At 53.0% G+C, this 20,445-nt stretch carries 15 protein-coding genes and 1 tRNA gene; 10 read left to right on the plus strand and 6 right to left on the minus strand.

From position 1 onward, the window contains the following. Nucleotides 1-8: 8 nt before the first annotated feature. Entirely contained in the window at nucleotides 9-1,472 is a 1,464-nt protein-coding gene (locus tag ACQ0MK_RS00280; protein ID WP_430474316.1) for a methyl-accepting chemotaxis protein, read from the plus strand. A gap of 138 nt (nucleotides 1,473-1,610) precedes the next feature. On the opposite strand, the gene greA is transcribed toward ACQ0MK_RS00280, so the two are convergent. The 3 genes from greA to carA form a co-directional block, all read right to left on the minus strand. Beyond that, nucleotides 1,611-2,084, minus strand: a complete 474-nt coding sequence (greA, locus tag ACQ0MK_RS00285) for a transcription elongation factor GreA (protein ID WP_350047024.1) — start codon at nucleotides 2,082-2,084, stop codon at nucleotides 1,611-1,613. A 104-nt stretch (nucleotides 2,085-2,188) separates the two neighbouring features. After that, nucleotides 2,189-5,431: a carbamoyl-phosphate synthase large subunit gene (gene carB, locus ACQ0MK_RS00290; protein ID WP_350047025.1), complete on the minus strand. Its 3,243-nt coding sequence runs from the start codon at nucleotides 5,429-5,431 to the stop codon at nucleotides 2,189-2,191. Between the two features lie 98 nt (nucleotides 5,432-5,529). Beyond that, entirely contained in the window at nucleotides 5,530-6,696 is a 1,167-nt protein-coding gene (gene carA / locus ACQ0MK_RS00295) for a glutamine-hydrolyzing carbamoyl-phosphate synthase small subunit (RefSeq protein WP_430474317.1), read from the minus strand. A 368-nt stretch (nucleotides 6,697-7,064) separates the two neighbouring features. Between carA and ACQ0MK_RS00300 the strand changes: the two genes are divergently transcribed. The 7 genes from ACQ0MK_RS00300 (at nucleotide 7,065) to ACQ0MK_RS00330 (ending at nucleotide 13,930) form a co-directional block, all read left to right on the plus strand. Continuing rightward, nucleotides 7,065-7,520 carry a GatB/YqeY domain-containing protein gene (locus ACQ0MK_RS00300; protein ID WP_430474318.1) on the plus strand — a complete coding sequence of 152 codons (456 nt, stop codon included), beginning with the start codon at nucleotides 7,065-7,067 and terminating at the stop codon, nucleotides 7,518-7,520. A gap of 174 nt (nucleotides 7,521-7,694) precedes the next feature. After that, complete coding sequence (gene dnaG, locus ACQ0MK_RS00305; protein WP_430474319.1) at nucleotides 7,695-9,584, plus strand: DNA primase; 1,890 nt, start codon at nucleotides 7,695-7,697, stop codon at nucleotides 9,582-9,584. A 117-nt stretch (nucleotides 9,585-9,701) separates the two neighbouring features. Continuing rightward, the gene (gene rpoD, locus ACQ0MK_RS00310) at nucleotides 9,702-11,792 is read left to right on the plus strand and encodes an RNA polymerase sigma factor RpoD (RefSeq protein ID WP_430474320.1); all 2,091 of its coding nucleotides are present in this window, start codon (nucleotides 9,702-9,704) and stop codon (nucleotides 11,790-11,792) included. Between the two features lie 97 nt (nucleotides 11,793-11,889). Further along, nucleotides 11,890-11,963: transfer RNA gene (locus tag ACQ0MK_RS00315), tRNA-Ile, on the plus strand. A gap of 228 nt (nucleotides 11,964-12,191) precedes the next feature. After that, a complete protein-coding gene (locus ACQ0MK_RS00320) occupies nucleotides 12,192-12,494 on the plus strand; it encodes an ArsR/SmtB family transcription factor (protein WP_350043786.1) in 303 nt (100 codons plus the stop codon). Between the two features lie 61 nt (nucleotides 12,495-12,555). Then, the gene (locus ACQ0MK_RS00325) at nucleotides 12,556-13,545 is read left to right on the plus strand and encodes a zinc-dependent alcohol dehydrogenase family protein (RefSeq protein WP_430474321.1); all 990 of its coding nucleotides are present in this window, start codon (nucleotides 12,556-12,558) and stop codon (nucleotides 13,543-13,545) included. A gap of 28 nt (nucleotides 13,546-13,573) precedes the next feature. Beyond that, nucleotides 13,574-13,930 carry an antibiotic biosynthesis monooxygenase family protein gene (locus ACQ0MK_RS00330; RefSeq protein ID WP_430474322.1) on the plus strand — a complete coding sequence of 119 codons (357 nt, stop codon included), beginning with the start codon at nucleotides 13,574-13,576 and terminating at the stop codon, nucleotides 13,928-13,930. A gap of 67 nt (nucleotides 13,931-13,997) precedes the next feature. On the opposite strand, the gene ACQ0MK_RS00335 is transcribed toward ACQ0MK_RS00330, so the two are convergent. From ACQ0MK_RS00335 to ACQ0MK_RS00345, 3 genes are all read right to left on the minus strand, one after another. Beyond that, entirely contained in the window at nucleotides 13,998-14,834 is an 837-nt protein-coding gene (locus tag ACQ0MK_RS00335) for an alpha/beta fold hydrolase (RefSeq protein ID WP_430474323.1), read from the minus strand. Nucleotides 14,835-15,423: 589 nt separating this feature from the next. After that, nucleotides 15,424-17,256, minus strand: coding sequence for a GMC family oxidoreductase (locus tag ACQ0MK_RS00340; RefSeq protein ID WP_430474324.1), 1,833 nt, complete (start codon nucleotides 17,254-17,256; stop codon nucleotides 15,424-15,426). Nucleotides 17,257-17,361: 105 nt separating this feature from the next. Beyond that, the gene (locus ACQ0MK_RS00345) at nucleotides 17,362-18,243 is read right to left on the minus strand and encodes a LysR family transcriptional regulator (protein WP_430474325.1); all 882 of its coding nucleotides are present in this window, start codon (nucleotides 18,241-18,243) and stop codon (nucleotides 17,362-17,364) included. 201 nt (nucleotides 18,244-18,444) lie between these two features. Between ACQ0MK_RS00345 and ACQ0MK_RS00350 the strand changes: the two genes are divergently transcribed. Together ACQ0MK_RS00350 and ACQ0MK_RS00355 are read left to right on the plus strand one after the other, a co-directional pair. After that, entirely contained in the window at nucleotides 18,445-18,759 is a 315-nt protein-coding gene (locus ACQ0MK_RS00350) for a hypothetical protein (protein WP_430474326.1), read from the plus strand. Between the two features lie 14 nt (nucleotides 18,760-18,773). Then, nucleotides 18,774-20,285: an aldehyde dehydrogenase family protein gene (locus ACQ0MK_RS00355; RefSeq protein ID WP_430474327.1), complete on the plus strand. Its 1,512-nt coding sequence runs from the start codon at nucleotides 18,774-18,776 to the stop codon at nucleotides 20,283-20,285. Nucleotides 20,286-20,445: the final 160 nt, after the last annotated feature.

The following is a 20,445-nucleotide window of genomic DNA, read 5'->3' on the forward strand; positions in this document are numbered from 1 at the left end:
ATATACCAATGGAAAAGTTACTCGAAATTCGGGCCAACGCGCTTAAAGCACTGTTTGTTATTTTAACGCTCCACATCCCGCTCAGCGGTATTGCCGGCTACATTGCGAATGGTGATGCCATGTCGCCATTGATCGCCAGTGCCTTGTTTGCAGCGGTGGCGTATCTGATTTACCGGGTAGCTGGCCCGCAGGCGCAGGTATCGCGCTTTGTCGTTTCCTCGGCGATGATTTTGCAGGTTGGTGTGTTGGTCTATGCGTTCCGTGGCCATCCTTGGCAGATCGACATTCATATGTATTTCTTTGCTGCCCTTGCAGTTTTGGGGGCATTGGTCTGCTGGCGAACGATTGTTGTGGTTGCCGGGGTTATCGCCCTTCATCACCTTGTTCTTAATTTTGCTGTGCCGTATTGGGTATTCCCTGAAGGCGGGCAGTTCTGGCGGGTTGTTTTGCATGCGGTAATCGTCATTGTCGAAGCCGGTGTTCTGATCTGGTCATGCAAAAGCCTCTATGCGACGCTTGCCAATGCCGAAACGGCACGTAGCGAAGCGGTCAAAGCGGCGAATGCCGCGGAAAAATTACTCGAGCAGAACGAACAGTTGCGTCAGCAGCGCGGTATTGAGCGCGACCAATTCAAGCGTGAACTTGCCGATCAGATTACGACATTGATTGGCAAATCTGCCGGTGCTGTCGATCAGGAATCCGTTCAGCTGCAGCGCCGTGCCCAGCATATGAATGACCGTGCACTTGTCGGACGTGAAGCATCCAAAGGGGCGGTTCACGCATCTGAGGAAACGTCACAGAATGTTCAGTCTGCGGCATCTGCGGTTGAAGAAATCAATGCATCTGCGGATGAAATTTCGCGCCAGATTGATCGTGCGCGCGACATTACCAACAATGCGGTTGCCCGCTCATCAACCGCGAGTGAACGCATTGAATGGTTGTCAAATGCGGCGGAGAAAATTGGTGAAGTCGTTAATTTGATTACCGACATTGCATCGCAGACCAACCTTTTGGCTTTGAATGCAACCATTGAGGCTGCCCGTGCAGGTGAAGCAGGCAAAGGCTTTGCCGTTGTTGCCAACGAGGTCAAAAACCTTGCCAATCAGACCGCCCGTGCCACCGATGAAATCGCGCAGCAGATTTCCGAAATTCAGGCTGCAACGGGTGATTCCGTCTCGGCAGTTAAGGGTGTGTCAGAAACCATTGGTGACATGGTTGAAGTTGCCGCAACGATTTCAACGACCATGGAACAGCAACAAGGCGCAACGCGCGAGATTGCGCAAAGTCTGAACGTGACCGTGGATGCAACCCGTGATTTGTCGGAACTTATTCATCAGCTTTCAGAAATTTCCGAAGAAACCGGTCAAACGGCAACGGAACTTCTGGGCAGTGCGGACCACTTGGGGACAGAGGCATCTGATCTTAACCGCAATGTCGAGGCTGTTCTGGAACGTTTGGCCAAGGCTGAATAAGCCAGTAGCGTTCACTTTACCATTCACAAAAGCCGGGCAATTGCCCGGCTTTTGTTTTGGGACAGGGGTGTAAAGCAGGCATAAAAAAACGGCCCGATATGGCATCGGACCGTTTTTATTGATCAGTATCGTTCTCGCTTAGGAGAAATCGACCTTTAAAATCTCATAGCTTTTGGTGCCGCCGGGAACGATGACTTCGACGGAATCGCCAACAGATTTACCGATCAGCGAACGCCCGATCGGGGACGTTGTTGAAATACGACCGGCATTGATGTCGGCCTCGATCGGGCCGACAATCTGATAGGTGGTTTCTTCGTCGGTATCTTCGTCGACCAGTCGAACCGTTGCGCCGAATTTTACAATGTCGCCCGCCAGTGACGGGACATCGATAATTTCGGAACGGCTCAGGACAGCCTCAAGCTCGGCAATACGACCTTCGCAGAAACTTTGGCGTTCGCGTGCGGCATGGTATTCGGCATTTTCTGACAAATCGCCATGCTCGCGTGCTTCCGCGATTGCCTTGATGATTTCAAGACGTTCAACGGATTTACGATGCTTCAGTTCACCTTCAAGGCGCTGATGCCCTTGCGGGGTCATAGGTACTTTTTCCATCGCGCTCACAGCCTATTCTTATTAGCAGTCGATACTACAAAATCAACCGCCCGGCATATACCGCCGGGCGGTCTGAATTCTTCGGTAAGGTTCAAAGAGGAACCTTAGTACTTGTCCCCAAGATATTCCTGAACTGCGCGAACATCAAGTGCTCCGCGTTTCAGGTTGTCGATGGCACGCAATGTTGCGCGGGCACCGGCGACAGTGGTGTAGTACGGAATATCGTCTGTAAGGGCAGTGCGGCGGATCGAGAAACTGTCGACCACGGCTTGTTTGCTCTCGGTGGTATTGAATACCAGGTTGATATCGCCGTTCTTCATCATGTCCACAATGTGGGGACGTCCTTCCTGTACCTTATTGACCGGGGTAACGTCCAGCCCTTCTTTTTCAAGAGCTTCGGCTGTGCCGTGCGTTGCCACCACGCCAAAGCCAAGGGCAATCGCGTCGCGTGCAAGTTGAACCGCAGCCGGTTTGTCATGGTTTTTGACCGAGATGAAAACTTTGCCACCCAGCGGCAAGGTATGGCCTGCGGCCATCTGTGCCTTGGCGAAAGCCCGACCGAAATCGGTATCAAGGCCCATGACTTCGCCGGTTGAACGCATTTCCGGGCCAAGCAAGGTGTCAACACCGGGGAAGCGGTTAAACGGAAGGACCGCTTCTTTGACGGCGATATGTTTGAACGGGCCGTGATCGATTTCAAAGTCGTTCAGTTTCTCGCCTGCCATGATCCGTGCGCCGATTTTTGCAATCGGGTTACCGGTTGCCTTGGCAACGAATGGTACCGTACGCGATGCACGCGGGTTGACTTCGATCAGATAGATTTCGTCACCCTTGATCGCGAACTGAACATTCATCAGACCAACAACATTAAGCGCCTTGGCCAGTTGAACGGTCTGTGCTTTCAGGCGGTCAATCATGGCCTCATCAAGCGAATAAGGCGGCAGCGAGCAGGCCGAGTCACCGGAATGGATCCCGGCTTCTTCGATATGCTGCATGATGCCTGCGACAAAGACGTTCTCGCCATCCGATACCGCATCGGCATCAATTTCAATCGCATCCTGAAGGAAGCTGTCGATCAGAACCGGGCTTTTGCCCGATACCTGAACCGCTTCGGTCATGTAGCGCAGAAGGTCTTCGGTGGTGTGAACGATTTCCATCGCCCGGCCACCCAAAACATATGACGGGCGGATCACGATCGGATACCCGACACTTTCGGCAATCGTCACGGCTTCATCAACCGAACGGGCAATGCCGTTTGCCGGCTGTTTAAGGCCAAGCTTGTTGATCAGCGCCTGGAAACGGTCACGGTCTTCGGCAAGGTCGATGCTGTCCGGGCTGGTGCCCAAGATCGGAATACCGGCCTTTTCAAGGGCAGCAGACAGTTTAAGCGGGGTCTGCCCACCATACTGAACAATCACACCAAGCAATTCGCCATTGGTTTGTTCAAGCTGGCAAAGCTCGATCACGTCTTCGCCGGTCAGCGGTTCGAAATACAGACGATCAGAGGTGTCATAGTCGGTTGAAACCGTTTCAGGGTTGCAGTTAACCATGATGGCTTCGATGCCTGCTTCGCGCAGCGCATAGGCCGCATGCACACAGCAGTAATCAAATTCAATGCCCTGACCGATACGGTTCGGGCCCCCGCCAAGAATGATGACTTTCTTGCGATCGGTGACTTCGGCTTCGTTTTCCGGTTCGACAAAGCCATCGCCTTCATACATGGAATACATATACGAGGTGCGCGACGGGAATTCGGCCGCACAGGTATCGATACGCTTGTAAACCGGGCGCAGGCCAAGGGCGTGACGATCTGCACGAACGTCGTCTTCTTCGCGGCCGACCAGTTCGGCAAGACGCGCATCGGAGAAACCGAGTTTCTTGAGACGCAGCAATTCCTGCTTGTCGGCGGGAATGCCATTGGCACGGACTTTTTCTTCTTCGCCAACCAGCATTTCGATCTGTTTGAGATACCAAGGATCAAACTTGGTCGCCGACTGAATTTCAGCCAGGGTCAAACCATGACGGAAGGCCTGTGCAGCATAGAGAATGCGGAACGGGATCGGCTGGGTCAGTTTGGCGCGAATGGCGGCTTTATCAGGTGCGCCTTCGATTTTAACTTCGTTAAGGCCGGTCAGGCCGGTTTCCATCGAACGAAGGCCTTTTTGCAGGCTTTCGGCAAAGGAGCCGCCAATCGACATGGCTTCGCCAACCGACTTCATCGCCGTTCCAAGAAGCGCCTGCGCACCCGGGAATTTTTCGAAGGTGAAGCGCGGGATTTTGGTGACGACATAATCAATGGTTGGCTCGAACGATGCCGGTGTCACACCGGTAATATCGTTATCAAGCTCATCAAGGGTGTAACCCACTGCAAGCTTGGCAGCGATTTTGGCAATCGGGAAGCCGGTTGCCTTGGATGCCAGTGCGGATGACCGCGATACGCGCGGGTTCATTTCAATGACGATCAGACGGCCATCATCCGGGTTTACCGCGAACTGAACGTTCGAACCGCCGGTATCAACACCGATCTCGCGCAGGACTGCCAAAGAGGCATCGCGCATGATCTGATATTCTTTGTCCGTCAGGGTCAGTGCCGGGGCAACGGTGATCGAATCCCCGGTATGGATGCCCATCGGATCTACGTTTTCAATCGAACAGATGATGATGCAGTTATCCGCATGGTCGCGAACAACTTCCATCTCATATTCTTTCCAGCCGAGAATGGATTCTTCGACCAGGACCGTGTGGGTTGGCGAAATCGCCAGACCATTGCGCACGATCTGTTCGAATTCTTCACGGTTATAGGCAATGCCGCCACCTTCGCCGCCAAGGGTAAAGCTTGGGCGGATGATGGCCGGAAGACCGGTTGTTTCAAGGGCAACGACCGCTTCTTCAAAGGTACGAACCATTGCCGAGCGTGCGCTTTCAAGGCCGATCTTGTCCATGGCTTCGCGGAACAGCTGGCGGTCTTCGGCCTTTTCGATCACGTGCTTTTTCGCACCGATCATTTCAACGCCGTATTTTTCCAGCGTGCCATCATCATACAGGGCAAGGGCCGTGTTAAGGGCCGTCTGGCCACCCATGGTTGGCAAAAGAACATCCGGGCGTTCTTTGGCAATGATCTTGGCGACCATTTCGGGGGTGATCGGTTCGATATAGGTTGCATCGGCTAGGTTCGGGTCGGTCATGATGGTCGCAGGGTTCGAGTTGACCAGAATGACGCGGTAGCCTTCTTCCTTCAGGGCCTTACAGGCCTGGGCACCGGAATAGTCAAACTCGCACGCCTGACCAATGACAATCGGGCCAGCGCCGATAATGAGGATTGATTTGATATCTGTACGTTTCGGCATGTCGTTTTCCGCTTTTCGCAAGGGCAGTTGCGCATATGCTGCAACGCCTCGTTAAAGTCCGTTAATCGCGTATCTTCGGGCGTGTCCTGATCAAGGGATCAGGACTTTGCATCCTCGATCAGACCAACGAAACGTTTGAACAGGTAGTGGCTGTCATGCGGTCCCGGCGATGCTTCCGGGTGGTATTGAACCGCAAAGGCCGGTTTGTCTTTGGCGCGAAGCCCCGCAAGCGATCCATCAAACAGCGAGAAATGCGTGGCTTCGACATTGTCGGGCAGGCTGTCTTTATCAACAACAAAGCCATGGTTCTGCGAGGTGATTTCGACAACACCGGTGGTGGTGTCCTTGACCGGATGGTTCGCACCGCGATGGCCGACATCCATTTTCTTGGTTTTTGCGCCAAGGGCCAGTGCCATCATCTGATGACCAAGGCAGATGCCAAAGACCGGTTTGCCGCTATCGAGCAGTTTTCGAATGATCGGCACTGCGTATTCGCCGGTTGCCGCAGGATCGCCAGGGCCGTTTGACAGGAAGATGCCATCCGGGCTCATTGCCAGAATGTCTTCGGCCGAGGTGGTTGGCGGAACAACCGATACTTTGCAATCAAGGCTGGCAAGGTTGCGCAGGATGTTGCGTTTGACACCGTAATCAATGGCAACAACATGATGTTTGGCATTGCCAAGTTTGCCGTATCCGCCTTCGCGGGTCCAAAGCGCTTCGTCCCAGTCATAGCCGGTGGTGCAGCTATTGTCCTTGGCAAGGTCCATGCCTTCCAGGCCCGGCCATGCATTGGCCTTGGCTATCAGGGCGGGGATGTCGAATGTGCCGTCAGGGTTGTGCGAAATCACACCGTTGGGCGCACCTTCGTTTCGAATGCGTTTGGTCAGGCGGCGGGTGTCAACACCGGCAATCCCGATGCGGCCATGTTCGACCAGCCAGTCGTTGAAATGTTTCTGAGCGCGGTAGTTGGAAGGTTCGGTAATGTCCTGGCGCAGGATGCAGCCAAGGGCAACCGGGGTGGCATTTTCGATGTCTTCGTCGTTGGTGCCGACATTACCGATATGCGGGAAGGTAAAGGTGATCATTTGACCGGCATAGGACGGGTCGGTCATGATTTCCTGATAGCCCGTGATAGAGGTGTTGAAGCAGACTTCGCCGACGACCTCTCCTCGGGCACCGACGCCGCGTCCCCAAAATACTGAACCATCTGCGAGAACCAGAACGGCAGAAGCACCAGGAGGCGGGGTGTGCGTGGGCGCTGACATTGGCAAATGTCCTTTCGATCTTTCCACGGTGAGACACGGAGTCTTTTTATATATAATAATTCTGCATAAGCCGACTCAAACGGCTGCAATTAACCTGCATACCGGACATGCAGACGTGCCAACAGGTTTCCAGTATGGGGGACTGTGCGCATAGGTTGCACCAATCAAGCGTACTGAAAGCGGGGCAGGTGTAAGTCCCGGTAGGCAAATTGGCGGATGTCTACGGGAGTCGCGCGGGCATGTCAAGGACGCATCCAAACTTTTATTTTCCTAGGAAAATCAACGTTTTGCGAGGGCATGTTTTCTTTGCCACAGATGCGATTTTGCGGTATGTTCGCTCCTTTCTTCCACAGAATCAGAGATTAGCCATGCTGCGATCGCAGCTTAATGACGCTTTGAAAAAGGCCGTCCTTGCGAAGGATGCCTGCTCCGTAACCACCGTGCGCCTCATTTTGGCGGCACTTAAGGAACGCGATATCGCAGCACGGGGCGAGGGAAATACCGACGGTATTTCTGATGACGAAATCGTCACTCTGCTTCAGGCAATGGTAAAACAGCGCCGCGAAAGCATCGAAATGTACACGAAGGGCAATCGCCCTGAACTGGCAGAACAGGAAGCATCGGAAATCGGTGTGATTGAAAACTTCCTGCCAGCTCAGCTTTCCGATGAAGAAATCGAAGAAGCTGTACGCGGTGCTGTATCGGACCTTGGCGCGACCTGTCTTAAGGACATGGGCCGCACGATGGCTGTCTTGCGTGACAAATATAGCGGGACCATGGATTTCGGCAAAGCCGGTGGTGTTGCCAAAAAACTTTTGGGTTAATCCGAACAGACCTATTTAATTGGAAGCCGGGCGTGTAAAATCGTCCGGCTTTCGTCGTCCCTGGGCCTGTTAAATGTCAAATATATCTGATGTAATATGACACGCAGGGCAGGGAAAAGGACCATCAACAGGGTTTGCGCATCAGCGCACTAACATCACGGGATAGGGACAGATATGAGCTTTCCCCAGTCGTTTTTAGACGACCTGCGGGCACGGGTTGATTTGGCGGATGTCGTCGGATCGTCGGTGAAGCTGATCAAACGCGGCCGGGAATATTCCGGGCTGTGTCCGTTCCATTCTGAAAAATCCCCGTCTTTCACGGTGAATGACCAAAAGGGTTTCTATCACTGCTTTGGCTGTGGCGCGCATGGCGATGTCATCAGCTTTGTTATGAACACCCGTGGCTTGACCTTTGTCGAAGCGGTCGAAGTTCTTGCCAATCAGGTTGGCATGGATGTGCCCAAGCCATCACGCGAAGCCCAGGAACGCGAACAAAAAGCCAAGACCCTTTACGAGGTGATGGACGCTGCCTGTGCGTTCTTTGAACGCATGTTGCGCATGCCCGAAGGCAAGGAGGGTCTGGAATATTTCCACCGTCGCGGGCTGGATGACAAAACCATTTCAGAATTTCGTCTTGGCTTTGCCACCGACAGCCGGGGCGCGCTTAAGGCAGCACTCAAGCGCGAAGGCATTGATGAAAAACTGATGATTGAGGCCGGGCTTCTGATCGAGCCGGAAGATAGCGGCCGGCAAAGCTATGACCGGTTCCGCGGACGGGTGATGTTTCCGATCCTTGATCGTCGCGGACGTGTGGTGGCGTTTGGCGGACGTGTCATGGGCGATGGCAAACCAAAATACCTGAACAGTCCCGATACGCCGCTATTTCACAAAGGGCGGCTTCTGTATGGGTTGCCGCAGGCCCGCGAAGCATCGCGTCAGGATGCGCCGATCATTGTGACCGAAGGTTACATGGATGTGATCGCCCTGCACCGCGCGGGCTTCCGCGGGGCCGTCGCACCGCTTGGAACGGCGGTGACGGAAGAACAGATTGGCGAACTTTGGAAAATGGCCAACGAGCCGATCCTGTGCCTTGATGGTGATGCGGCGGGGAAACGGGCGGCAGTACGGGCTGCAGAGCGCGCCTTGCCTATATTGCGACCGGGGAAATCACTGCTGTTTTCCATCCTGCCAGAAGGCGAAGATCCCGATAGTTTGATGGCCGGGGCAGGTGGGTTTGACAGTTTCCAGAAAATCATTGATCAGGCCGTGCCGCTGGCCGAGCTGGTCTGGCGGATGGATGTCGGCGCGCACAAGATTGATACGCCCGAACGCCGTGCTGCTCTTGAAGCCGATATCAATCAGCGGGTGTCGGTGATTGCCGATGAAGCTGTGCGTTCGCAATACAAATCGATGTTTAATGACCGTATCTGGAAGCTGTTTAAGGGCGACCGGGGGGCAAAACAGGGATCAAAGGCCGGATATGGCGGGGGTGCGCAAAATAAAAAATCCGGTTGGGGTGGCAAGCGCGGAAAAAATGACCATTTCTGGGGTCCGGCCGGGAAAGCGGTGCCGGGCATGTCGCGATCGCCAATGCAACAGAAGCGGGATCTGCAGGACTCCATACTTTTACTGACGCTGATCAACCATCCGAGCCTTCATGATGAGATCGGCGAACAGCTTGGAATCTATAGTTGTGCAGACTCCGCGCTTGACAATCTTCGTCGGGCCGTCTTAAAGCTGCTTGATGACGATCCTGGACTTGATTGCGAAACGATCAAGACCCATTTGAAGCGCGACGGGCTGTCAGAGACAGTTTTGCGGGTGGTTAGTGCGAATATAATTGCGCACGCTGCTTTCGCTAAGCCCGAAACGCCGCTCGAACGGGCCATGGCGGGTTGGAAACAGGTTTTTTCCATGGCTGTAAGCTCCCTGGAGGACGAAGAGGCAAAATACGCCGTCCGACAGTTGGCAGCAGATACCAGCGAGGAAGAATGGGAGAGATTTTCTCACAGGCGTGAGGATCTCGCTCGACGCCGGGAAAAAGTGTTTAAGCTCGACGACTGATCCTTGTGTCTTGTGCGCTTAAGGATCGGTGATCGGGCTATTTGTGATTTGCGCTGAGTAAAGACAGTGCGTGGGACAACAACGGTACGAACGTACCCAGCGGGAAACGGGGAATAGATGTCGTCTAAGACTTCGAACGCTGAAGAGAAAAAGAACTCTTCTGAAAACGCAGACGGACCTCTTCTCGATACATATAAGGCGGCCATAAAAAAGCTCATTGCCAAAGGCAAAGAGAAAGGCCACATCTCGGTCGATGAGTTGAACGCGGCACTGCCGTCGGAACATTTTTCGTCAGAGCAGATCGAAGACGTGATGAGCAATCTCAACGAGATGGGCATCAATGTCACCGACGCTGATGAATCAGATGATAATGACGACAGCGAAGAAGCTGAAGCCGATCCGAGTGGCAACATTTCTGCTGATGATGTTGGTCGTACCGATGATCCGGTGCGCATGTATCTGCGTGAGATGGGCAGTGTTGAACTGCTGTCACGCGAAGGCGAAATTGCCATTGCCAAACGTATCGAGGCCGGTCGTGACATGATGATTGGCGGGATTTGCGAATCCCCGCTGACCATTCGTGCGATTGTTAACTGGCATGATCAGCTTCAGGCTGGCGAACTTTTGCTGCGTGATGTTATCGACCTTGAAACCACCTATGGCGGCGGTCCGGAAGCGGAAATCGCGGCCGCAGAAGGGGACGAGGAAGAAACCGACGCCGAGACCGAAGTTGACGCCGAAGCAGATGTCGAAAGTTTCGACACGCCGAGCGACGATGACGATGAAGACGCCGAAACCGAAACCCCGCAAGGCCTTGCCGGGGATGAGGAAGAGGAAGAGGACGAAGAAGAGTCCGAGACCGCCGAAGGTGAAGAAGGCGAAGAAGGCAGCGAAAGTCGTGAAAGCGACGATGACGACGATGACGAGAACGAGCAGGTCAATGTTTCGCTTTCCAAAATGGAAGAAGAACTGACCGAGCAGGTTCTTGAGAAATTCGAACTCATCGCTAAAACCTATGAGAAGCTTCATAAGGCCCAAGAACAGCGTCTTGTTGCGTTGAACAAAGGTGAAGCCGTTCCGACCGCGACCGAAAAACGCTATACCAAGCTTAAGAACGAGATGGTTGATTTGATGGAAGATGTTCACCTGAACAACTTCCGCATTGAAGAGCTTCTTGATCACCTGACCGGTTTGAACAACCGTTTGCTTGGCCTTGAAGGTAAACTTCTGCGCTTTGCCGATCGGTGCAAAATCAAACGTCCGGACTTCGTCAAACAGTATCAGGGCAACGAGCTTGACCCGAACTGGATGGAACGTGTTTCGGGCCTGCCGGGCAAGGGCTGGAAAGCCTTTATCGAACGTTATCCTGATGAAATTGCCAATCTGCGCGAAGGCATTGGCGGTGTTTCCGCCGAGGTCGGTTTGCCAATTGGTGAATTCCGCCGCGTTTACGGCGTTGTCAACAAAGGCGAACGCGAAGCAGGTCGTGCGAAGAAAGAGATGATCGAGGCGAACTTGCGTCTTGTGATCTCGATTGCGAAAAAATACACCAACCGTGGTCTTCAGTTCCTTGACCTTATTCAGGAAGGCAATATCGGCCTGATGAAGGCGGTGGACAAGTTTGAATATCGCCGCGGGTATAAATTCTCGACCTATGCGACCTGGTGGATCCGTCAGGCGATCACGCGTTCTATCGCCGATCAGGCCCGGACCATCCGTATTCCGGTCCACATGATCGAAACCATCAACAAACTGGTGCGGACATCGCGTCAGATGTTGCATGAAATCGGTCGTGAACCGACCCCGGAAGAGCTGGCTGAAAAACTTCAGATGCCGCTTGAAAAGGTTCGCAAGGTTCTGAAAATTGCCAAAGAGCCGATTTCGCTCGAAACCCCGATCGGGGACGAGGAAGACAGCCACCTTGGCGATTTCATCGAAGACAAAAACGCCGTTCAGCCGCTTGATGCTGCGATTCAGGCCAATCTGCGTGAAACCACCACGCGCGTTCTGGCATCGCTCACCCCGCGTGAAGAACGTGTTCTGCGTATGCGTTTCGGGATTGGCATGAATACCGATCATACCCTCGAAGAGGTTGGTCAGCAGTTCTCTGTGACCCGTGAACGTATTCGTCAGATCGAAGCCAAGGCGCTGCGGAAGCTTAAACATCCGTCACGCTCGCGCAAATTGCGTTCGTTCCTCGATTATTAAGAATTCGGACGACGTTCGGGCTTGACCTTGGCCCGAAAATCGCTAGTTTTCGGGACCGCACCAGTCATCTGGTGCGGTCTTTTCAATTCCCCTTTGGGGGCCCGTAGCTCAATTGGTTAGAGCCGACCGCTCATAACGGTCTGGTTGGGGGTTCAAGTCCCTCCGGGCCTACCGTGCAGCAATGTTCATATTATATGAGCATTGCTGCACCGCTCTCAAATTCCCCATACTTTTAAAAGATTGATTGCCACCTGAGTTGTCATAACTCGGGGTTCTGTAGCACTGTTTCCTCTTCGCTGAGCGGTGTGCCAATGCCCTCGTCAGAAGCCGGGATGAACGCATCTCTGCCCTGATCACATCGCATATTGACATATCGGTAAATTCCGATATGTTCGTGGCATGGAAATGATCGATATATTCAAAGCCCTCTCAAACCGTACGCGCCTTGAAATCTTAAAAGGTTTGAAGGACCCTGAGAACAGCTTTCCCCCGCAGGACGAAGGCGACGTTCATACGGTGGGCGTCTGCGTCAGCAGCATCCAGGAAGGCGTTGGACTGTCGCAGTCAACGGTGTCTGATTATCTTGCAACGCTGCAACGCGTAGGCTTGATCGAAGTCAGACGCATCGGACAGTGGACTTATTACAAACGGAATGAAGCAACCATCAGCGCACTTGCTGAGATCATAAGGAAAGAACTGTAGTTTTTTCTTTCATTATATCGAGAATTCTCGATATCCCTTTTTATCGAAATGAGGTACCAAAATGAAAGCCCAGATCCTAAAATCATTCGGCGGCCCGGAATCGTTCGAACTTTCCGACGTACCAACGCCAACACCACAGGCCGGACAAGTTCTTGTCCGGGTCCATGCCACCTCCATCAATCCGCTGGATTATCAGGTCCGACGTGGCGACTATAGCGACCTGGTGCCCTTGCCGGCCATTACCGGACATGATGTTTCCGGCGTTGTCGAAAGCGTCGGCCCTGGTGTGACCGGCTTCGTTCCCGGTGACGAAGTCTGGTACACCCCGCAAATATTTGACGGGGACGGAAGCTATGCCCAATACCACGTCGCATCGGAAGACATTATCGGCAAGAAACCAAGCTCCCTTAGCCATCTCGAAGCAGCAAGCCTGAGCCTGGTTGGCGGGACTGCATGGGAAGCCCTGATTGGGCGTGTGGCTCTACGAGTGGGCGAAAGCATCCTGATCCATGGCGGTGCTGGCGGCGTCGGTCATGTGGCGATCCAGATCGCGAAAGCCATAGGTGCCAAGGTCTTCACGACCGTACGCGAAGAGAACTTCGAATTCGCGCGAAGCATTGGCGCGGATGTGGTCATCGACTACACGAAAGAAGACTATACCAGCGCCATTCTGCGCGAAACCGATGGCAAAGGTGTCGACGTCGTATTTGATACCCTTGGTGGCGACACATTGTCACGCAGCGCGGACGTGCTCGCACAACTTGGCCGCGTTGTCTCTATCGTAGATATCGCACAGCCACAGAACCTCATCGAAGCATGGGGAAAGAACGCAAGTTTCCACTTCGTTTTCACACGTCAAAACCGTGGCAAGCTTGATGAACTGAGCACATTGGTTGAGCGTGGTCAGCTACGGCCACATGTTGGTGCTGTCTATTCGCTCGAAGACCTTTCACTCGCTCATGCGCGGCTTGAAACCCGCAACAACGGTGTCCGTGGAAAAATCGCGATTGCAGTTGACCCGTCAACTTATCCCGAAAGTGTCGGTTCTTAACCGGTGAACTTACTTTAAAGGTGCAATCATGATTTATGAAATCGCTCAGTTGCCCGTTTACAAAGAGCAGGGTGAAACGTTCCGGCAAGCGTTCGATCAAGTTGTTCCGTTGCTTCGCCGTGCAGAGGGTTACCAAGGTCACCTTCTGGCGCAAGGGATCGAGACACCCGATCTGTTCCATCTGATTGTACGATGGCGCTCACTCGAAGACCACACACCGGGCTTTGAAGAAAGTGACGACCATCAGACGTTCATGACGGGCTTAGAGCACTATTTCTCGGAAGAACCGCAGGTTTATCATATCGAAGGCGCAGCTTTTGCCACAAGCGAACATGATGACCCGATCAAAAACAACGCCGGCATTCCGACGGATTTGTGGTCATAAAACAATCGGGTGGCTGTTGGATCTTCTGACAGCCACCCGATTCCTGAACGCAAATTCCATTGTCACATCAGTTGGCAATGAACTTCAAAAGGTCGGCGTTAAGTACATCCGCATTTACGGTCAACATTCCGTGCGAAAATCCTGGGTAAGTTTTCAAGGATCCGTTCGGTAGAAACTTAACGGCTTTCAAAGCCGAGGCAGTAATCGGGACAACCTGATCGTCCTCACCATGTAGGACCAAAGTTGGCACATTAATGGCTTTGAGGTCGTCAGTCAGGTCTGTTTCCGAAAATGCCTTAATACCATCATAATGTGCTTTGGCACTGCCCATCATGCCTTGGCGCCACCAGTTTTGGATCACGCCTTCGCTCGTAACCGTTCCTTCGCGATTGAATCCAAAGAACGGACCGGACGGAATATCGCGGAAGAACTGTGCGCGGTTGCTGGCCAAGGCAGCCCGGAAGCCGTCGAAAACTTCCATTGGCGTGCCTTCGGGATTGTCTGCAGTCTTCAACATCAGCGGTGTGATGGCAGCAACAAGAACAGCTTTGGCAACCCGACCGGCCGGTTCTCCATGTCGTGCAACATACCGGGCAACTTCGCCCCCACCTGTGGAGTGGCCGATATGAACCGCGTTTCGCAAATCAAGTGCTTTGACGACAGCGAATGCATCTGCTGCGTAATGGTCAATATCGTGGCCTTCGGAAACCTGTTCGGATCGGCCGTGTCCACGGCGGTCGTGCGCCACAACACGATATCCCTTTGACAGGAAGAAGAGCATCTGGGCATCCCAGTCATCTGAACTGAGAGGCCAACCATGGTGAAACACGATGGGCTGGGCGTCTTTTGGGCCCCAGTCCTTGTAGAAAATCTGTACGCCATCCTCAGTCGTGATGTAGCCCATGGTGTCTTCTCCTGTTGGAAGATGTTGAACGGTGGGGGGCGCAGCATGCGAAGTACCCAACGGAATGGCTAAACTTGCGGCGAAAGCTGTTGCAGAGAAGAGCGCATCTCGTCGATTTATCGTGAACTTGGGGTCGTTAGCTGGCATGAAGTAACTCCCGGAGTAATTCAAAAGCTGAAAAGCAGACGGCTAGGGGGCTTGGCTTTTGTAAGCTGGTATAAGTATACCTGACCGTCTAATAGCCGTTTGTGATGACTGCTTCAGAGATCCAGAACGCGAACCACAATGGTTCAAAATCAAGTTTCGTTTCACGTGCGAAAAGCAGGCGCGTGATCATGCGTTATTTTCCGGAAGCTCTATAAAACTTTGATATCACTTGATCCTAAGGGGCAATAGTCGGGTTTGATGGAAAGCTGTGTCGCAGAAAACGCAACAGCAAGTCTCGCAACTTAACCGGTGTGAACAGGTTCAATTGTCAGGAGCGAGAAGCCCGAGTAGGGGGCTCGGGCTTCGCATCCGAGACAATCGCGAGCGACGTTTGTTAATCAATATGGCCTATTTGCGAAACCGCAGGGGTGGCTGCATCATTTTACGCACGCATCCACGCACTGATGCGTTCTGCCAGCATGATAACGGTCGGATTGGTGGCAACCGAAGGTACATCGGGGAAGCTGGATGCATCCGCAACCCTCAGATTTCCAACACCATTCACACGTCCTTGATAGTCTGTCACCGCATGGGGGGAGTTGTGTCCACCCATCGGGGCCGTCGACGTTGGATGGTGATAGATATCAAGTGCCTTTGGCAACGCGGCGATGAGATCGGAGGAGCTTGTTAGGGATGCCCCTGGAACGAGTTCCTGAACAATAATATCGGAAAGGGGCCCCTTAAGTGCGATCCGACGGATCATCTCGATTCCTTCAACCATTTTCTGCCGATCCTCGGCTTCACCGAGAATGTTGAGGGCGATACGAGGCGATGTCGTCGCCTTGCGATCACGCAACGTCACAGTACCGATGGATTTTGGGCGTGTTAGCGCCAATGCAAGCATGAAGATCGCACCGCTTGGCGAAGAGGCTGGATCACCATAATGTACAGCACTTACATGAAAATCGCCTTCTCCGGGGGCTGCCTTTGAAGATTGCGCCCAAAGAATGGCGCCAACAGGCGGAATCGGAAGCCCAATACGTTCCGGTTTCGCCGCCCAGACCGTGTAGAAAAACGGATGCTCCTGCAGTCGTTGGCCTACCGGCAGATCGGCCATAACAGGAATATCCATTGGACGCAGGTTGTCGGCAGGACCAACGCCTGATCGCAGCAGAATAGCCGGTGTTCCATAGGCACCTGCAGAAAGCACAATTTCACCACCGGTAATGCGTTCTCCATTTTCGAGAATGATGGCTTCGGCGCGCCCTTTGATAATATCTACCCGGTCAACAAGCGCTTCGCTTCTGATGGTCAAATTGGCGCGCGCCCGAACACCTTTGGACAAGTATGTCATACCGGTGTTAAGCCGCTCTCCCATGCGATTGTTCATAGGATAGGGCCCGACACCTAAAGGCTGATCTCCGTTAAAATCATCGACTTTGGGGAAACCGGCCATCTGGGCAGATTTTATAAAGGCACGCTGCATATCTGAAATCTCATCGTCCTGCAGCTGATGGATCGGCCACGGACCAGATCGACCGTGAAATTCATCGGCGCCATTCACCGTGCGTTCACTCTTCTTGTAGAATGGTAAGACGTCGGCAGCCGACCAATTGGGAAGCCCGTTCTTCGTCCATCGCTCGAAGTCTGAGGCTGTCGCCCGCATTGCAACACCGGCATTCACCGCAGATGATCCACCCAGAACCTTTCCCCGGGGCACGGGGAAAGACGTATCAGCCCAGCCGGGTTCAGAGGTGAAACCCCAATCATGTTCGGGATCGCCACCAATGATACTTTGCAGACGAACAGCGTCCGGATAACTTTCCGGCGCATACGATTTGCCAGCTTCGAGAAGTAGTACCCGTCTGGATGAATCTTCGCTTAAACGACTGGCTAAAACAGCACCAGCCGATCCTCCTCCGACGATGATTACATCAAAAGAAGACGATCCATCAGTCGTTTTCGCAAAAGCACCGCTATAGGCAACAGCGGCCAGACCGGCACCGGATGCCCCGATGATGAAGTCCCGTCGATTAATACCTGTTTTGTTTTGTATATCACTCATGATATTGACCCTCGCCTCTCTTGATGTGGAATCCGCGGGACATCGCAGAAGGCATGTCCCTATCGAATGACGGTTCTTATAGATTTCCGACATCGCAAAAATATTGTAAGTGGCGCTGGTATTGTAGAAGGCTGTCTGTCGCTTCATTCCAGACAATATGTCTTGAATTACTGCGTTCCTCTTAGGACAACAATTCGTCACGGGGATCATGGTGCGGTCACCACGGCATTGACCGACCATTGTTGACTATGCGCACCCTAACCGGGATCGCGAATAGTCAAAGAAATGCAGACACGTTTAGGTCGGGCAAATGATCTAAATCTTGTCTGCCAAACATTGAGAGATGAAATTGACGAAAGCGCGTACACGCGCGACCTTAGTTCGCGATGATGGCCAAACAACAGAGACAGTGCCCCGGTCGTCAGTAAAAGCGTCGAGTATGGATATCAAGCGTCCGGCCTCGATATCCTCGGCAACGAGGTAACGCGGTGCCTGTACAATTCCAAGCCCGGCCAGCGCGGCTGAGGCGAGGGCGCCTCCATCATTGAGCACAATCCCTGGCTTGACGATCATCCTGCGATATTCGCCTTTAAATACCCATTTCTCGGGGAGGCCCGTTGTCGGGAAGCGATATAAGACACAGCAATGACGATCAAGGTCTGCGGGTGTCTGCGGCGTGCCATGTTTCGCAAAATAGCTGGGTGAAGCGCAGGTCGTGAAGGCGTGCGATCCGATCCGACGGGCATGAAGATTGGAATCTTCAAGCTCTCCTAGACGAACCACCAGATCATATCCGCCTTCGATCAGGTCGACTTTCAGGTCATCCAGACTGATTTCCAGCGCCACATCAGGATAGTCGGCTGAGAATGTGCCAAGAGCGGGCAAAACTATGCTTCGCCCCATGACAGTTGGTACGCTGATCTTAAGCCGCCCCTGTGGCGTATTTTGTGCGTTGGACAGCTCTAGTTCCACTTCCTGCAGATCGCTGAGAATACGGGAAGCATATCGGTAAAGGATTTCACCTTCGCTCGTGAGGGTGAGCGAACGTGTCGTTCGCGTTAGCAATTTGACGCCAAGCCGCTGCTCGAGCCGGTCGACCGCTTTACCGACCGCAGATGCGGATAGACCAAGCTTGCGCCCTGCCGCCGCAAAGCTTCCCAGCTCCAGCGTGACGGAAAAGGCGACAAGACCGCTCAAAGATTCCAAAGAAGTTATTGCTGACATATTGTCCGCAATGATGAGACACGGAGCCCTCTTCCGTCAAGGTGGTTCTTCTTAGATAGTCGATGACGCACGATCTATGCCGCGTAGGAGGAGAATGATGAGAACCTCATTAGATGCCCCTTCCGGTCTCAATAGATTTGCACCGTCACAGGCATCCATATTGGAGTTTCTTCAATGTATAGACAGTTTAACAATTCCCTTATGGTGCGGTTGAAAAAGACCACGCGGATATGGCTCGCCGTCTGTCCAACGGTGCTTGTTTTCTTAACGATATTTGGTGATGCGCTTAAAGAATTTCCGTTTCCTCTGGGAGTTCTCGTCTCGACACTTGTCGTCGTCATCATCGTATCGAATGTCACCGACCCCCTTGTCGGAAAGGTCTTTTGCAATTTGGGGCGCATGTTTCACAAACCCGGCCCTCACGCCAAAGCCGCTCCTATGATCAACAACACCGCGCCAGTTGAACGTTCTGTTCCATCAGACAATTGAAAGGGATAACGACAATGACGAATCACGATAACAAGGTCGCCATCAATGCCCCAGGCAAGTCTGGAATAGCTGTTCAGGCAACAGCATTCAACTGGATCAACGGTGTCCAGACAAATGACGGGGAATTGAAACCGTCCATTGATCCGGCCACTTACGATATCATCGGATACTACCCGGAAAACGGTATAGAAGCCGCGAAAGCCGGAGTTGCAGCTGCCTCAAAAGCTTTTAAACAAACAACCTGGGCGTATGATCACGAATTGCGGGCACATGTTTTAAATCAGCTTGCTGCGGCATTCGAGTGCAACCGTGATCGCCTTATAGAAATCCTGTCGCTTGAAAACGGCAAGGTGAAAGGTGAAGCTGCCTTCGAAGTCGATATGATCCCCAGAAAATTGCGTTATTCGGCGGCAACTGCGCTGATGGAAAGTGGCCGGGCGGTCACGCCGAAACCAGGAAGCCTGTCTGTGATTCTAAAACAGCCAATGGGTGTCGCTGGTATCATAGCACCCTGGAACTCTCCTGCGGTTCTGACCATTCGCTCTCTGGCGCCAGCACTCGCAGCCGGATGCACCGCAGTGATCAAACTTCCAGCACAAATCGCGCAGACGGCAAGTGTTATGGCAGAAATCATGGCCGAGGCCGAGGACCTCCCCAATGGTGTAATCAACCTCTTCTTTGAAAACGGTCCGGAAGGATCTGCGTATTTGGTTGAAAGCCCGGATGTTCCCGCGATTAGCTTTACAGGCAGCACCGGTACAGGCCGGGCCATCGGCGCAGTCGGTGCCAAACGGATGAAGCGTTTCGGTATGGAGCTTGGCGGTAAGACGCCAATGATTCTGTTCGACGATGCTGATCTTGATGCGGCCCTGCCCGTGATTGAGAAGGCGCTGACAGTATTTTCCGGTCAATTTTGTATGACCGGTTCACGTCTGCTTGTTCAAGACGGCATTTTTGAACATGTGCGCGATGCGCTTGCCCAGCAACTAACTGATGTGAAAGTTGGTCCGGCAAGTGACCCCTCAAGTGATATGGGGCCACTGATTGATAGAGAGAATGTCTTGCGGGTAGACGAGGTGGTCAAGAACGCCATTTCAGAAGGAGAAAACGTTGTTGTACGTGGGGGGCCTATTTGCGCCGGACCGCTTGCAAAAGGTGCTTTTTTCCGGCCTGCATTGTTGGAAGTTAACGACAATAGCCTGTCGATTCTTCAGGAAGAGACATTTGGTCCTGTCCTGACTATTCAGCGTTTTCATGACGAGGCAGAAGCCATTCAGCTTGCAAATGACAGCGAGTTTGGTCTTGCCGCAAGCGTCTGGACGCGTGACGTCGACCGTCCGTTGAAGGTGGCGCAGGCGCTTGAGGCTGGCACTATATGGATTAATGACTGGGCAAAGGTCTATGACAATACCGAGGAAGGCGGCTTCAAGCAGTCTGGGCTCGGACGGCTAAACGGCCTGGCCGCCCTCGAAGACTTTATCGAATACAAGCATATCGCCTTGAAACCCGGGCTTTATCCGGGTTGATTACCTCTCAATTCGGATAATGAAATGACCAAAACCCTTGTTCTCTCTTATTCAAGTTATGGTCATATCGAAATGGTGATCCCCGCCAACTGCGTCTCGCCCTTGTGATAACTGGCGGGATACACCTGCGTCAGTGTCAGGTTACTGCAGGCAGAGCATC

Origin of the sequence: Thalassospira lucentensis (assembly GCF_050516545.1) — a bacterium.
Taxonomy (GTDB): Bacteria; Pseudomonadota; Alphaproteobacteria; order Rhodospirillales; family Thalassospiraceae; genus Thalassospira; species Thalassospira lucentensis_C.

Coding starts and splice junctions, on each gene's coding strand:
- ACQ0MK_RS00280 (WP_430474316.1), top strand. CDS start 9: ATGGAAAAGTTACTCGAAATTCGGGCCAACGCGCTTAAAGCACTGTTT.
- greA (WP_350047024.1), bottom strand. CDS start 2,084: ATGGAAAAAGTACCTATGACCCCGCAAGGGCATCAGCGCCTTGAAGGT.
- carB (WP_350047025.1), bottom strand. CDS start 5,431: ATGCCGAAACGTACAGATATCAAATCAATCCTCATTATCGGCGCTGGC.
- carA (WP_430474317.1), bottom strand. CDS start 6,696: ATGTCAGCGCCCACGCACACCCCGCCTCCTGGTGCTTCTGCCGTTCTG.
- ACQ0MK_RS00300 (WP_430474318.1), top strand. CDS start 7,065: ATGCTGCGATCGCAGCTTAATGACGCTTTGAAAAAGGCCGTCCTTGCG.
- dnaG (WP_430474319.1), top strand. CDS start 7,695: ATGAGCTTTCCCCAGTCGTTTTTAGACGACCTGCGGGCACGGGTTGAT.
- rpoD (WP_430474320.1), top strand. CDS start 9,702: ATGTCGTCTAAGACTTCGAACGCTGAAGAGAAAAAGAACTCTTCTGAA.
- ACQ0MK_RS00320 (WP_350043786.1), top strand. CDS start 12,192: ATGGAAATGATCGATATATTCAAAGCCCTCTCAAACCGTACGCGCCTT.
- ACQ0MK_RS00325 (WP_430474321.1), top strand. CDS start 12,556: ATGAAAGCCCAGATCCTAAAATCATTCGGCGGCCCGGAATCGTTCGAA.
- ACQ0MK_RS00330 (WP_430474322.1), top strand. CDS start 13,574: ATGATTTATGAAATCGCTCAGTTGCCCGTTTACAAAGAGCAGGGTGAA.
- ACQ0MK_RS00335 (WP_430474323.1), bottom strand. CDS start 14,834: ATGGGCTACATCACGACTGAGGATGGCGTACAGATTTTCTACAAGGAC.
- ACQ0MK_RS00340 (WP_430474324.1), bottom strand. CDS start 17,256: ATGATCCCCGTGACGAATTGTTGTCCTAAGAGGAACGCAGTAATTCAA.
- ACQ0MK_RS00350 (WP_430474326.1), top strand. CDS start 18,445: ATGTATAGACAGTTTAACAATTCCCTTATGGTGCGGTTGAAAAAGACC.
- ACQ0MK_RS00355 (WP_430474327.1), top strand. CDS start 18,774: ATGACGAATCACGATAACAAGGTCGCCATCAATGCCCCAGGCAAGTCT.